The following is a 14,518-nucleotide window of genomic DNA, read 5'->3' as shown; positions in this document are numbered from 1 at the left end:
TCCTCAATAGGAGTAAGTCAGGCGAGCGAAAACACCTTTGGCGCGGTCATCGCCAGACACTTTCACTCGGTATTGCAACGAAAAATCCACATAGGAGCGCGGCGCGTTGTACGCGTCTTCGCGGAACCAGTAGCGCACGTTGTTGCCCACGCCGACGCCAGCGGCATGGCCGGAAGAATATTCGGTGCTGCCGTCGAAGCGGGTGTCGCTGTCCATCTTCGAGTCGTAGTCGTACGCGGCCACCACGTGGGGGAATGTCACCCAGCGCGAGCCGACACCGCCAATGGCGTAGCTGCGACCGCCTTGCCATTCGCTGTTGATGTAGTTGCGCGAGTCGTTGACGTAATGACCGGTCTCGGCGAACAACTGCGACGTCCACCAGCTGGGGACATCAACCCGCAAATCGGTGCCGATGCTGGAGCCATAACCCAAGCGCAACAGCCAGTCGCCGTCGATGTCGGAGGACCCTAGGGGAAAGGTCCGTTCCACGGCCGCCATGACGTTCAGTGTGGTGAATGGCTTGACCCGCACGCCCAAGGCGCCTTGCAGCGCATCCAGGCCGGTGTCCGAGTCGCTGTTCTTGCTCCACAGCGTGTCGGTGACCCGGCCATAGAGTTCGACGAAACGGGCGTTGCGGTAACCCAGCGGACGCCACGACAGTTCGGTGCTGTTTTGCAGGCTGTCGTTGCTGCTACTGCCGCTCCCGCTGTTGCCATTACTGGTGCCGGTGCTGGGCGCAGAGCTCAGGCCACTGCTGGAACTGTTGCCGCGATAACTGGTGGTGCTGGTCAAGCCCCAGGTGCGCGACACATCGGCCACGGCGCGGCGGGTGTCGAACAGCTGCTGGTCGGTCATGTCCAGTTCGCCGGCATTTTTGGCGTCGATAACCCGCTTGAAATAGCCCACAGCCTGTTCGTCGTCATTCACCCTCATCGCGTTGTAGGCCGCGTCCTGAGTCGCCGTCGGCGCTAGAGGCGTGGCGGCGTCCGCTTTGCGGAATGACTCATGGGCGCTGTCATCGTCGCCGGCCTGCACCGACAGGTAAGCCACTTGCAGGTCGCTCATGCCGTCCAGCTCGCCAGCGTCGCGGGCTACCTGCAAACGTTCCCGCGCCGTGCGACGTTGGCCCAGCTCGGCATAAAGGCTGGCTTCTTCATACGTGGGCAGGCTGCCCAGGGCCAGGGCCTGGGTGAAATCCTTGCGGGCACCGGCATCGTCACCGGTCTGCTGGCGCAACCGACCGCGCTGGGCCAGCAGGCGGGCGTCGTCGCCATTGGCTTGCAGGCCATCGCTGGCCGCCGCTATCGCTTCGGGCAGGCGCTTCTGCTCGGTCAGGGCGCTGACCAGGAGGCTGCGATACGCCGGATTCTCGGGCGCCCGGCGAATGGCTTCGCTGGCCAGGGCCGCAGCCGAAGCGGCGTCCTTGCGGGCCAGCGCAGCGTAAGCCTGCACCGCCGTGTCCGTGCCGCCATCGCGCTGGTTGCCCGGCCAGATATCGCAGATCAAACCGAATGCGCTTTCCTGGCAGTTAAGGGCCGGCGCCGGAAAACGCGTCGCGGTTTTCAGGCCATTGTTCTTCTGGCGCAACGCGACCTGGGCGGCGGCGCGACGGCGGGCAACTTCACCGCTCGTGTCGGCGGGCAGTTTCTGCAACTGGTCCAGAGCCTGCTGCGGCTCGTTGTTGGCCAGCGCCAGGTCGGCGGCGAAAAAGCGAATCTCGCGCACTTCAGAATCCAGCAAGCCTTCGATGGACAAGGCCCGGTTCAAGTCGGCCTGTGCCGCCTGAGTCTTGCCCTGACGATCCAGGGCGTAGCTGCGCAGAATCCATGGCGCGGTTTCGCCATCGTCCTGGGCCAGCGCGCCGGTGGCGGCCAGCTCAGCAGCGCGGTAATCCTGGGTCGCGATCAGCGCGCTGATCAGCAACTGCTGGTGAGCGCCGATTTCCGGTGCCCAGGCCACGGCCTTGCGGGCCTGATCCACGGCCAGCGGCAGGTTGCCTTGTTCCAGCGCGCGATAACCGGCGATGGCCAGTGGCGCGGCCAGTTGGCGGCGAATGGCTTCGCGGCGCATCAGCAGGGTGTCGTCATCCGGGAAAACCCGCAGGGCTTCGGTGGTGGCCTGATCGGCTTCTTCCAGATGCTGTTGGCGTTGCAGGGATTCGATCAGCAGCAGGCGGTAATCCATGCGCTTGGGTGCCTGGGCGATCGCTTTGCGAGCGGACTGCGCGGCGACGCCGAAGTTATCGCGATCATAAGCCTTGAACGCTTGGGCCGCCGCGCTGAAACCGGGGGCCGGGCGCGACGGCGACTGCGACTGCGACTGCGGATAGCGCTTGGGGTTGTCGCGCTGTTCCTTGTCACGTTGTGCCTGCACGATCAGCCGGTTCAGACGGGTGACATCGGCCCGCTGACGCAAGGCTTCGCGGGCCTTGGCGATGGCAAGGTCGTAGTCCTTGCGGTCGTAGGCGCTGTAGGCCTCACTGGCAGCCTGGTAAGCGGGACCGGTCAACGGCAGGGGCAGAACTTCGCCATGGACCAGCGCAGGCAAAAGGGTCAGCCCCGTGGCCATGAGCGTCAGGAAGGGGCGGTTCATGCCGGGAGCTCCGTTGGGTAATGACTGTGCTGACGGGCCACGGCCTGTTCGATGGTGGTCCGAGGCAGCACGCCGCTGTCGACGAGATAGTCGCCAATGCGGCCATGGTGCTGCGGGCGGTAATTGAGCATGGTGCGGTTGAACACGTCGCGGTCCAGCAGCCCCATTTCGATCAACAGGTCACCCAGCATCGGGGCGCGGGCATTCGGCACCGGCTGGCCATCGAGCGCGTAGACGTTGCGCAATTGCGCGATGATCTCGCTTTCTCGGGCGATCAGTTGTACCGGCTCGCTGCCCAGCTCATCGCTGATCTGTTGCAGGCCTTCGGCGGACAGCGGGCTGGCGACGGCGATCTGCGCACGGCCTGCCTCGTTGGTCCCCAGCGGCACAACACGCCAGCGCAGCGCAAACTCGTCGGCCAGCAGCGAGGCGTCGGCTTTGTGGGCGACATCGAACACCCGCGGCAGATCGTTCTGGAAGGCGATGGCTTCAGCCAGGGTTTCGTCATCCAGCCAGCCGTGGCTGAGCAAAATGCGGCCCAGTGGCATGTGGCGGGTTTGTTGTTCGTCGAGTGCCGTCTGCAGGTTGGTGTCGTTGATCGCCTGCCAGGACAGCAACACGCTGCCCAGCTTGCGCGGTGCGGCGGCCACCAAATCGGTGGACGGGAAGTCGTGCATGGTCTTGTCCCAGACCAGCTTGCGGTTGAGCGCCTTGCCCACCAGAAACATACGCCACGCCCGAGAGGCGGCCATGAAGTTGACGAAGTTGCCCACCACCATGCGCGGGATCGACAGCAAACCGTGCTGCCAGCCATACAGCACCGTCGTGAAGTAGCAGCGGTGCAGAATGCGCCAGCCCAAGGCCAGACCGTTGGCAATCAACAGGTACTTGATCCAGCCGTTGGATTCGAACGGCGTCGGGAAACTCACGTTCCACAACCCGCTCTGGCGCAGGATGATCAGCGCCACCAGTTGCACCAGGATCACGTAGGCCAGGATGCTGACAAACGCTGTCACCACGCCTTTGCGGTCGCGAAACAGCAGGTATCGGTTGGCCAGCGATCCGTTCCAGCCCATCTGTTCCCAGCCTTGCAGGCCGATCCCGAGGGTCCAGCGCGCTTTCTGGCGAAACGCCGTGCGGAAGGTGTCCGGGAAGAATTCACGTACACACAGTGGCATCTTCAGGGTGGATTCGTAGGGTTTGCGGAACCACGACTTGCGCAGCACCCGGAACTCCACCGGGAAGCGTACGAAAATGGCGTTCATGCCGACCTTGGCCAGGCGCGCCCCAACGTCGTAGTCCTCGGTGAGGCTGTCGGTGTTGAACGGCTGGTTCTGGGTTTCCCCGGCCAGCACTTTCAGGGCCCGGTGCGAGAAGCAGGTACCGACGCCGGCCGAGGGCACGGTATCGGTCATGCTTTCGCGGACCACCAAGTCCTTGCCATGCCATTCGGCAAACTCGTCCATGTAGGTGCCAGCTACCCATTCATACCAGTTGCGTTCCAGGGAAACGACCGGCAGCTGGATCATGTCCTTGCGCGGCAACAGGTAGTTGAACAGGCGCAATTCCAGCGGGTGCAGCACGTCTTCGCTGTCGTGCAGCACGACGCCGGCGAAGATCATGCCGTGGGTCTGTTCATGCAGGAAAATCGCCTGAATCACCCAGTTCAGGCAGTCAGCCTTGCAGGTCGGCCCGGCATGGGGGACTTCCACGCGATGCAATTGCTTGTAACGCCGACGCATGCGCTCCACCTCATCGATGGTGCGCTGGTCGTTGATGTAGGTGCCGACGAAGACCACGTAGTTCTGGTAGTCGAGGGTCGACACCATGTTCTCGATCATCGGCGCGATGACGTCGTATTCCAGCCAGGCCGGAACCATGATCGCCAGTGGCTGTTCGTCCCGGTCCAGCAATTGCCGGGCGGTCAGTGGCCGGTATTTGCGGTCCGCAGTGAACTTGCGAAACAGGCGGCGAGACCAGTACCACAGGTCAATGAACAGATCGTCCAGGCTGGAGATCAGGATCAGCACCGCGACCACAATGGTCGCGACCTCCAGGAAGCTGTAGTAATGGGCCAGCCAGTACGGCCAATAAAGCGACGTCATCGAAGGGTTCCGTTACTGGCGATTGCGACGGGCGCTACGGCCAGCCAACATCAGGATGAGCACCAACAGGATGCCGCCGGGGATCAGCCACAACAGCGAAGGCGTGCGCCAGGCGTCCAGGCCCTTGGGCTCTTCTCTGTCGATGAACTGGCTGCCGTTTGGATCCTGGGTATCGAAGGTGTTCACGACACCGTTGTCGCCCAGGATTGACACGTCGCCGCGGGTCAACAGCACCGGCTTGGCGAACACAGGGGCTTCGCTGCCAAGAACGCGATAGACCAGACCGTGCTGACCACCGGCATCCACCGCCTGCAGTGACGCCAGGTGGTTGAGCGGCGACAGGTCCAGCAGCGGCTGGTCCTTGTGGTTGATACGCAGGCGACCCTGGTCATCGACCTGAACCGATTCCTTGCTGTCCTTGAGCGGCAGCTCGAAGGCCAGGAAGTCTTTGTCCGGCGTGACCGTGGCTTTAGGATCGCTGCTGACTTTCAGTTCAGCGCGCAGCGGCGAAACGCCCGCCCCGTCAGCCACCGAGATCACCTGCGGCAAGCTGCTGGCCGGGTGATCCAGGTAAGTCTGAGGCACGAGGATTTGCGTGTTCGTTGCGTAACGGGCGGCCATGCCGGAGAAACCGTCATCCAGAGAAATCTTGTCCAGCACGATGTGGCTGGTCGGCAATACGGAAACCGGGAACGCTTGCGGCGTTTCCAGGCAGCGATCACTGACGGGCTGACGCTGGAACGAGACCCGCAGGACGTTCCTGGAACCCAGGGCGTAGCTCGGGATGCGGGCTTCGATGCGTTGCTTCTCGCCGTTGGCAAGCAACTGTTGCGCGCCGATCAGGTAGTCGTTGAGGAACAGTGACGCCACCGGAGCGGTGTCCGAAGCGCCAGGGGCGGCGGACACATCGATCACGGCCTTGACGGGCAGACGACCGTCGTAGGCCACGCTGCCCAGCGGGAACGAAGCGCTCCAGTCGGACTTGGCGAGCACGTCGATGGTGCCGGGGTTGCCGCCCAGATTGCTCAGGGCCACACGGCCGTCGGCACTCAGCGGCATCTGCGCTTCGCTGACGGTCAGCGTGCGACTGCGGGCCAGTTTGTTCCAGGCGCTGCTGAACAGGGCCATGGCCTTGCCGGCCGCGTCAGGGGCGATCATCAGTACCGGACGGGTGCCGAGCAACGCCAGACGCACATTGTCCGTACCCTTGGCGGCCATACCGGCGTTCACGTGCCGTTCGCGCCATTGAGTAAACGCACCGCCCGCTGAGGCATCCAGACCTTGAATCTGACTTTGCAGGGCGTCCAGGGATTCGTTGATTGCCTTGAGCAATTGCGGGTCGTTGATGGCCAGGTCGGCCTGCACATCAGGGGTCTGGCCGAGCATCAGCAATGCGCCGATTTCCGCCGAGTTGGCCAAGGTATGCGAGCCCTTGCCGTTGAGGGCGGCGAAGGCCGGAATGCTCTGCAGTTCGGCCGGAATGCGCAGGGCGCTCAGGTCAACGCTGTCCTGTACGGCAGGGAACGACAGGATGCGCGCATGTTTGCCGATCCGTTCAAGGGCCACGCCCAGGCGCCAGGCGGCGTCGTAAGAGCCGGCTGCCAGGCTGCCCGGAGCGACCATGATGCCCGGCTTGCCCGGCAAGGCGGCCCAGGCAGCGCCGACGTCCTGCAACAGGTTGGCGTCGTAGCTGTAATTGAGGCGGGTGTCGGGTTCGATGCGCAACACGTTGCCAATCGCGCGTTCGTCTTCACACAACACGCGAGACACGATCGACGACCAGGCCACGCCCAGGCGCACCGAACCGCTGTTGCGAGCGGCTTTGTCGACGCCCAGCGTGGAGCTGGCGTTGCCTTGCGCTTCGCTGAGCCCTTCGGCCCGTACCGGATAACCGTCCAGGGACAACAGCAAGGTGTTGCGACCGCCCTCCCCGTTGAGGTAACTGGCGTCGAAGGTCAGCGACGCGTCGGTCAATGGCACACCGGCTGGAACCGGCAGGTACAGTTCGCGGCGCGAATCCGTGGAACCGAGCACGATGGGTGCATCGATGCCCAGATCGCTCAGGCGAATCTCCCGGTGTTGCTGGGTATCGGCATTGAGTCGGTTGATCGCCTCGGTGAGCGGGCTGTCCGCCGCCAGGGCAAAGTTGGGCACGAGCGCGAGCAGGCTCACGCCACAGACAAGGGCGCTAAGCGCGCCCGTTTGGGTGGCAACGGAAGACTTCATTAAGGCAGATCTCAAGCTGATAGAGGGGCGGTCGTTCGATCGGTCGTTATTGGTACGTGGAAGCCGGACGGTCGCTGTCCGGTGCCGGGGCGCGTTGCCCATGCTCAAGGTATTTGGGCACGTGCAGCTGGCCGACCACGAAGTCGTTGACCGGGCGGCCCATCAAGGCATCGACGATGCGCGAACTGGCCTTGCCGTCGCCATAGGGGTTGGCCGCCTGGGACGCGCGTCGCCACAGCAGGTCATCGTCAAACAGCGCGTTGACGCCGCTGATGATCGAGTCCGGTGACGTCCCGACCAGCCGCACGGTGCCGGCGGCAACGGCTTCGGGCCGCTCGGTCACCTCGCGCATGACCAGTACCGGTTTGCCCAGGCTCGGCGCTTCTTCCTGCACGCCGCCGGAATCGGTAAGGATCACGTGGGCGCGCTGCATCAGGCGCACGAACGCCAGGTAATCCAGCGGTTCGATCAGGTGCACATTGGCCAGGTCGCCCAGGTGCTCGGTGACCGGGCCCAGGACGTTGGGATTCAAGTGGACCGGGTAAACGATCTGGATATCGCTGCGCTTGGCCAGTTGACGCAAGGCTTTGCAGATGTCCAGGAAGCCGTCACCGAAGTTTTCCCGACGATGGCCGGTCACCAGCAAGACTCTGCGGTCGCCCCGCAGGAACGAGAATTGCTGATCCAGCCGGGTACGCAGTTCAGCGTTTTCCTCAATCCGTCGAGCGGTCAACTGCAGGGCATCGATGACCGTGTTGCCGGTCACGAACGAACGCCCTTGCAAGCGCTCGCCCAGCAGATTGCGGCGCGACTCATCGGTCGGGGCGAACAGCAGGTCGGCACTCAAATCGATGCAGCGGCGGTTCATTTCTTCAGGCCACGGGCTGTAGATGTCACCGGTGCGAAGGCCGGCTTCGACATGACCCACAGGGATGCGGCGATGGAAGGCACACATCGACGCCACCATGGCGGACGTGGTGTCGCCATGCACCAGCACACGGTCGGGCCGCGTGATTTCCAGCACCGGATCAATCGCTCCGTACAGCGCGGCGGTCAGCGAGTTGAGGGTCTGATGCGGCGTCATCACATCCAGCGTGAAATCGGCTTTCAGATCGAACAGCTCCAGCACCTGCTTGAGCATGCTCTGGTGTTGGCCGGTGATGCAGATCTGCGAGTGAATACCCGGCTCTGCAGCCAGCGCTTTCACCAACGGAGCCATCTTGATGGCTTCCGGACGTGTACCGAAAATCGACAGGATTTTAATCCCGGAATGACTACGAGCGATGATGCCCTCCTCACACGGCTTGTCCGCGCCTTCTCGATGCTCCAGGCGTGATCGCCTCTTGAGCAAACAGAGATATTGAGTTTATGGGGCCGGGGACTTAATCAGAATGGAGGCTTGATATTTCACTTCGTGTGAGATGGCGCACTGCCTTGCTTCCCGGAGCAGGCCGGATTATTAACATTAATATCGATGACTGCAAAGGCAGATATGCAAAATGAATGTTTAATTCGCCAGTGTGAAACTTTCGAAGTAATGGACAGTCACTTAGGGGTTTTGTTTTAGTTGAGAAGGGTAACTTACGAAGCAACTAAACAGGAGTTTGCGCCAGTGTTTCCGGGAAAACGAGCATTAACACGCGCCGCTCGTCTGCAAAATTGGATCTTTTCTTATATACCGTTGTCGCGACGAAAGCTATACCAGGGTTTGCATAGAGACAGTTAATCCAATGCACTTTCAATAGTCACCCTAATGGCGCCTGTATATTGTCGAAACCGATAGCGAGAGTGTCTGACAATACATCTCGAGTTGCAAGCCCGTTATGTATCGGAAAGGAAATATATGAGGTCGCCGCGCGGTGGCTTTCATGCAGCGCAAGGCATCTTCGCTGTACTTACCTGTTCAGCGTGATGCCTTCGGGGGGGAAAAATTCGCTTCGAATGGTCAGGGTCAGGGTCGGTGTGCATTAAACCGTGCCTCGCCTCGATCTCGCACGACCTTGTCGCTCGCCAACAGGCCACCCTGGAAGCCCACGTCGGGCGCAAAGGGGAAGGAAACATCCACAGCCGACGCGCGCCAACCTGACTGCCGCTCCTGCCAGGCATGCCCCCCAGAAAGAAGCATGCGGCAAGAATCGTTTAGAGCGTGCCCGCTACGGTGCGCACCTCTTCTGGTGCAGCTTTGGTTTCTGACAAGGCGCCGGCATAGGCGCCAGCCGCCATGGCTACCGGATTGCCGCCCCCGCCGATCAGGCCTTTGGCCCCACCTTCGGCGATATGCAAACCGCCTTCGACACCGCCTTTGAGTATCCCGCCAACACTGCCATCAGACTCACCGATGCCTGTCGCCACGCCACTCAAACCGGGGACCATCCACATTGCCTTGCCCACTTCGCCAGCGGCGGAAGCCAGGCCGTTCTTGTCAGCACCTTTCTCGTCCACATGGGCATCCCTGGTCTGACTCCGGGCAGAATCGCCGGCGGAATGCGCATTCGCCCCGCCGCCGAACGGCTGCAGCAGCGCCCCGATTAACTTATCAAGCAGCTCCATCAAGGGAGAAGACGGCTTCGACGCCTCACCGCTGTCGCTCAGCCCCTGACTTTGCTTAGCCAGCGACTTGTTTTGCATAACGGCCGGCCCGCCATTCCCGGCAGGGCTGCCATAGTTGACCGCGCCCGTGGTGGACTGAGTGCCGTACTGCGAATTCTGTGTGCTCTGATCAGCCCGATAAATCGCCGAGCCGCCGCTGGCCAGAGCCCCGGTGCCTTGAGCCACGTTGCTGAAGTTGCCGGTGGCTCGGCTGCCGCCATTGCCGGAATCAGTGGGGGTGTTCGACGGCTTTGCAGCGTCAGGGGTTGGTTTGCCGTCGGGCCTGGAGGCATGGGGGGTGATATCAGGTGTCTTGGGCGGCGAGGCGCCGAGTCCGGGTAATTTCACGTTTTTTCTCCAAACTGAAAGGTCGGTTGGCAGTGCCCCAAGCCCACTCATGACCGCTTGCACAGGTGCAGGCGTGCTGGATGTTGTAACGGGGCGATCGCTGTGAGGTTCGCGTGGTGAGTGGGTAGCCCTTGTGTGGCGCTGGAGGGCAGATCGGTTCCGGGGAAATAAATGGCGGAGAAGGATGTTCACCATTGCGGTGCATCCAGCAACTTCCACAAACGTGTGATCGTGCCGTTACCAACATCAGCCACTTAGACGCCGCCGACGATGACCGACTGAGTGACCGGGCACACGTGCTGCCTCGGCCAGCCGATTCCTGACGCACCGCCGTTGATGCTTCCGCCACTAAAAGGAGAAAACGACAACCTCAAGAACGAAACCTCGCCCCAGAGATTCCACGCAACAAAACCCCAGAAGCCACAAACGCCAATGAAGCGAACATCACATTCGCAAAATACCCGGCGCTCAAGCCATACAGCCAGGCGCTCAACAAACCACCCAGCGTGCCCCCCGTTTGATACACCGCATTGAGCGATGAATTAAGACTTCCTCTCCGAGACGCTTCAACCAGCCGCATGGCATCGCCCAGTATCAGCGCCAGCATCAGGTCTCGTCCGAACGCGAAGGCCATGTAGGCCGCGCCCTGTGCAAACGGCGAGCCTTCGCTCCATGGGATCACCTGAATCACCGCCGCGATCGCCATCGAGGCAACGGCGCACAAACGCAACGGATTGTTGAATCGGCTGGCAAGCCTGGCGGAAAGCATCGCGCCGAAGAGTCCGCCGACCTCGCCAATGAAGATGACCGAGCCGACGGTATCGACGCTGAATGATGAAAGTCCGTGTTGCACGAGCCAGCTCGGGTAAAGCCCCAGAAAGACGTAAACGCCAATCGACCAGCAAAAGTACGCCGCCATCAACGGGCGGGTGCCGGGGCTTGCCGACAGCGACGTCAACCGCTCCTTGTACATGGCCCGGCTAATTGTGGAGGAGGACAACGAGGCTGAAGGCGGTGCCGGGAAGATGAGCGCCAGACCGGCAAGGGCGGCGCAGACAACCGCCAGGCCAATGACCGTGACTTGCCACGACAGCAGCCCCCCAACCACGACGCCCATGGAGAGTGAGCACAGAAAGGCAATCGGCGCTGCGGTGGTGACATACCCGGCCGCCCTGGCGCGTTTAGGCTCGGGGACATAGTCCGCTAGCGCGGCGAAAATGGATGCGCCGATCATCGGCATGAACATCCCCGTCGCCGCACGGCTGAGCACGATCATCGAGGCGCTGTGGGATGCGGCGGTGAGGAGGAGCGTTAGGCAGCAAGCCGCGCCGCCCACGATGATGAACAGCTTCCTGCCGAGGCGATCAATCAGCGGGCCAAGCGCCAGGTTACTGATCAGCGCCACCACTGGAAAAGCAGCCAAAATCCACCCGGACTCGCTGGGAGAAAGGTGCAGATCACGCTGAATGAAAGGCAGCAGCGGAATCATCATCACTACGTTGAAGTTGATGATGAAAAACGCTATCCAGAGGATTCCGGTAACCAGCACGTGAGCCCCCCTTATAAGCGTGGTGTCCGACAGTCGAGCCGGCGTGTCAGGACGGCATCAGCAACTGCGGCAGTCCGGAAAGGTCCTTCAATACGGCGTCAGGTTTCCAGGCGGGATTGAGGGGTTCGCCCTCTCGATCAATCCAGACGCACCGGATCCCCAATTCCCGGCAGACCTTCAAGTCACTGAACTGACCCATGGCGACATGGATCGTCTCCTCTTTTGTAACACCCATCGTGACGTAAGCGTGGCGGAAAAGCGCGTGATCAGGCTTGTACGCCCTCGCCTGCCGGGCCGTGATAACGAAATCAATTGGCGTACCGATTGCCATGATGGTGTCGGCGATAAGCTCATCCGAGGTGTTGCTGATGACGGCGATCCGGTAATGCTGGCGCAGCCGGGCAAGGGCTTCGGGTACGTCAGGGTGGGGCTCGATCCTCCTTAGCGTCGCGAGCAATGTTTCCAGATCTGCCGCCGTGGCGTCATGACCGGTTTCACGCAACGCCTGGTTCAGGCTCGCACCGAGTACCGTTTCGTACTCAAGGAAAGGCGATTGTTGCTGATGCTCCATCGCTACCTCACGCAGGCGAGCCGCGAAACTTGCGATGCGTTCCTTCGAGGCCGTAACCGTCAGATGCCGCTCAAGGATGGAGGCAGCCGCGCGCCGTACGGCGTCATGCCATTGAACAAGGGTGCCATAGCAGTCAAAAGTGATGACTTTGATGCGGGAATCAAGCTCAAGCATGGACGTGTTCTCCGAGGCTGCGCAGTGAGGTCGCGTGCTGATCAGGAATGTACGGGTACGCGCTTAAACTCAGTAGCCAGCATGCTTGAAGAGTTCCGCGGGAATGCGCGTCTGCTCCGTCGAGCGATGATGTCCCTGCTCATGACCTGACCCAAATTGTTGCAACGACATTAACCGGATCACGCCCGCCCGACCCTGCAGACTTCCTGCGCTTGCATTCCCAGCGTTGTCGATTCAAATATTCTGGAAGCGGACCAGGCATCGGGGCCTGAGTGCATCGAACCCACGTTTGTGAGGAGGGCCAGCACGCAGTCGGTTTCTTCGAACCACCACGTGGTTGCGCTAAACCCAAGCACATTCCCGCCATGACCGATCACAGGCCCGTATGGCGTAGAAGCACGGAAAATACCCAGCCCCATCTGCCTGCCGGGCTGAGCGGGGAGCCAGGCAAAAAACTGCCGTTGCATCATCGGGCCCAGCAACCGCCCGGACTTCAAGGCCGCCATGAACGTCGCGATGTCCGATGCCGAAGACACGATGCCGCCTGCAGCCCACTCGACCGACAACTGACTGGATGAAACGTCCAGCAAGCCTGGGCCGACGTAACGGCAGGAAGGCGCGACGCCGGCCGCTTTAAGAAAACATTCGCTCGCCCAATGGTAGCGTCTGGAAATGCCCGAGGCTGTGAGTCCTTCAGCGTCTTCAAGACCGGTCGAGGTCATCTTGAGCGGGCTGATAATGCGCTGTTTCAGCACATGTTCAAGGGGCTGAGAAGTCACTGCTTCAATGAGCAAGCCCAGTAATGTGTTTGGTGTTGGAGTAATGGAAACCTTCACCCGCTTCGAATACGGCGCCCACGCCACGGATGTAATCCAGTGGCTCAGAATGGGCCCAACGTTTGCCGGGCGTCATGTGCTCGCCTCTCCCGTCACGAATCCATCGGGCGTCATCTTCCCAACTCGCGATGCCGCTGTAGTGGGACAGCAACTGGCGAAGGGTTACGGTTGCGGCATTCGCAATGCCTTTCAGCATCGGCACTGGGAGGTACTGAGCCAAGGTGTGATCGAGACCGATACGCCCCTCCTCCACCAGTTGCAACGTGACAAACACCTTGGTTATGCTGCCCACGCCAAAGGTGCAGTCGGGATCTACCGGCATGTTCTGCTCAAGATCGACATACCCGGCAGCCCCTTCCCACATCACACCCCGACTGTCCCCGACGGCTAACGCAAGGCCAGGGACCCTGGCAGGCGCGAGGCGATCGATGAATGCTTGAAGATGCGAATGTGAAGTCATTGCCTGGGTCTTCTTGAGTCAGTTCCATCCGCAGCACCCGCGCCGTCGGTGGCATAGCCAAACTTTTTGTATCTTGCTGAACGTTGTCTACGCTGAAAAGCGATGGGGTCATGAGGACCTCGACGTTCGCTCAGGAGTATTACCATGCACAAGCTCGTTTCGTCTGCGCTCATCACTGCGCTGATGACTGCGTCCGTTGTTCCTTTGGCCCTCGCCGAAGACGACGTGGCAAAAGGCATTCGTCATGACAACCGTGAGCTGGATAACGGCATCGATCATGATGCCAAAGAAGCCGACAAAGGCGTCAAGCGTGACGCCAGCGAGGTGGATAAAGGCGTTAAACATGACGACGAGGAGCGTCATAAAGCGGATAAGCATCTGGATAAAGAAGCCAAGAAGCATCTTTGATTACGCCAATTTCCGCTTATTAAAGGCTGTTATTTGAAAGGAGTGGTCAATGCGTTTTCTTTCTTTATCTCTGCTTGCAGCACTTATCGTCGCAGGACCTGCGTTTGCCAAGGATGATCACCACGAGTGCGAAGCGGCACTCGAAAGGCTGAAGGCAGCGACGGAGGCTGACTTCACCTCGTCAGGTCACCATGAGCATCAACAGGCCAAAGCAGCCCATGAATCGGGCGACTTCAAGAAATGCGCCGACCAGGCGAACAAGGCGTTGTCCCACATCAAGGAGAAGTAACTGCGCGCTCAGCGGCTATGGGAGCGGCTCGTCTCAAGAAGGCCCCACCGGATGAATACGTTGATTTAGTGGGGCCGCCTTCAGCCGGGGGAGATCGATCTGGGCGAGGGGAATCACGGACTCGCACGGCGGGGGTGTTGGATCGCAACCCATGCGGCCATGGGACTGTCAGATTTTTTGTGTGCGGGCTGGTAGCGGCCTGCCGTTAGGCAGGCCGTTGTTTTTTACCAGGTCGGCCTGATAAATCGATCTCCGTACAAAATCGCAAATTGATTCATCGCACTCTTCCAGTCATGAGCTGCAGAGCCCCAGTTGGCAGTGATATTGCGCAGCCCGAGCCAGATCAGTTTGGTTGCCGCATCGTCGGTCGG

General features: G+C 61.0%; 9 protein-coding genes and 2 pseudogenes. 2 read left to right on the top strand and 9 right to left on the bottom strand.

Features of this window, described 5'->3' with window-relative positions:
* Nucleotides 1–3: 3 nt before the first annotated feature.
* From ACYASU_RS14495 to ACYASU_RS14460, 8 genes and pseudogenes are all read right to left on the bottom strand, one after another.
* Nucleotides 4–2,592: an NfrA family protein gene (locus tag ACYASU_RS14495; RefSeq protein ID WP_463583187.1), complete on the bottom strand. Its 2,589-nt coding sequence runs from the start codon at nucleotides 2,590–2,592 to the stop codon at nucleotides 4–6.
* Complete coding sequence (locus ACYASU_RS14490) at nucleotides 2,589–4,697, bottom strand: glycosyl transferase family protein (RefSeq protein ID WP_463583186.1); 2,109 nt, start codon at nucleotides 4,695–4,697, stop codon at nucleotides 2,589–2,591. Before ACYASU_RS14490 ends, ACYASU_RS14495 begins: the two co-directional genes overlap by 4 nt.
* Before the next feature lie 12 nt (nucleotides 4,698–4,709).
* Nucleotides 4,710–6,923 carry a hypothetical protein gene (locus tag ACYASU_RS14485; protein WP_463583185.1) on the bottom strand — a complete coding sequence of 738 codons (2,214 nt, stop codon included), beginning with the start codon at nucleotides 6,921–6,923 and terminating at the stop codon, nucleotides 4,710–4,712.
* 46 nt (nucleotides 6,924–6,969) lie between these two features.
* Nucleotides 6,970–8,187, bottom strand: a complete 1,218-nt coding sequence (wecB, locus tag ACYASU_RS14480) for a non-hydrolyzing UDP-N-acetylglucosamine 2-epimerase (RefSeq protein ID WP_463583213.1) — start codon at nucleotides 8,185–8,187, stop codon at nucleotides 6,970–6,972.
* An 875-nt stretch (nucleotides 8,188–9,062) separates the two neighbouring features.
* Nucleotides 9,063–9,860 (bottom strand): hypothetical protein, encoded by a 798-nt coding sequence (locus ACYASU_RS14475; RefSeq protein WP_463583184.1) that lies wholly within the window; start codon nucleotides 9,858–9,860, stop codon nucleotides 9,063–9,065.
* 370 nt (nucleotides 9,861–10,230) lie between these two features.
* Nucleotides 10,231–11,409: an MFS transporter gene (locus ACYASU_RS14470; RefSeq protein ID WP_463583183.1), complete on the bottom strand. Its 1,179-nt coding sequence runs from the start codon at nucleotides 11,407–11,409 to the stop codon at nucleotides 10,231–10,233.
* A 46-nt stretch (nucleotides 11,410–11,455) separates the two neighbouring features.
* A complete protein-coding gene (locus ACYASU_RS14465; protein WP_463583182.1) occupies nucleotides 11,456–12,154 on the bottom strand; it encodes a haloacid dehalogenase type II in 699 nt (232 codons plus the stop codon).
* A 179-nt stretch (nucleotides 12,155–12,333) separates the two neighbouring features.
* A pseudogene (locus ACYASU_RS14460) lies at nucleotides 12,334–13,354 on the bottom strand (serine hydrolase domain-containing protein).
* Between the two features lie 240 nt (nucleotides 13,355–13,594).
* Between ACYASU_RS14460 and ACYASU_RS14455 the strand changes: the two are divergent.
* Complete coding sequence (locus ACYASU_RS14455; protein ID WP_346631071.1) at nucleotides 13,595–13,858, top strand: hypothetical protein; 264 nt, start codon at nucleotides 13,595–13,597, stop codon at nucleotides 13,856–13,858.
* Nucleotides 13,859–13,907: 49 nt separating this feature from the next.
* Nucleotides 13,908–14,147, top strand: coding sequence for a hypothetical protein (locus ACYASU_RS14450; protein ID WP_463583181.1), 240 nt, complete (start codon nucleotides 13,908–13,910; stop codon nucleotides 14,145–14,147).
* Between the two features lie 224 nt (nucleotides 14,148–14,371).
* Here the strand turns inward: ACYASU_RS14450 and ACYASU_RS14445 are convergent.
* Nucleotides 14,372–14,518: pseudogene (locus tag ACYASU_RS14445) on the bottom strand (IS256 family transposase); the annotation flags it as partial.

The sequence above is a fragment of the Pseudomonas sp. HP_12 genome, assembly GCF_055283955.1.
Note: the sequence above shows the minus strand (reverse complement) of the source record. Positions and strands in the feature narration are given on the sequence as shown.

Coding starts and splice junctions, on each gene's coding strand:
- ACYASU_RS14455 (WP_346631071.1), top strand. CDS start 13,595: ATGCACAAGCTCGTTTCGTCTGCGCTCATCACTGCGCTGATGACTGCG.
- ACYASU_RS14450 (WP_463583181.1), top strand. CDS start 13,908: ATGCGTTTTCTTTCTTTATCTCTGCTTGCAGCACTTATCGTCGCAGGA.
- ACYASU_RS14490 (WP_463583186.1), bottom strand. CDS start 4,697: ATGACGTCGCTTTATTGGCCGTACTGGCTGGCCCATTACTACAGCTTC.
- ACYASU_RS14485 (WP_463583185.1), bottom strand. CDS start 6,923: ATGAAGTCTTCCGTTGCCACCCAAACGGGCGCGCTTAGCGCCCTTGTC.
- ACYASU_RS14495 (WP_463583187.1), bottom strand. CDS start 2,592: ATGAACCGCCCCTTCCTGACGCTCATGGCCACGGGGCTGACCCTTTTG.
- ACYASU_RS14465 (WP_463583182.1), bottom strand. CDS start 12,154: ATGCTTGAGCTTGATTCCCGCATCAAAGTCATCACTTTTGACTGCTAT.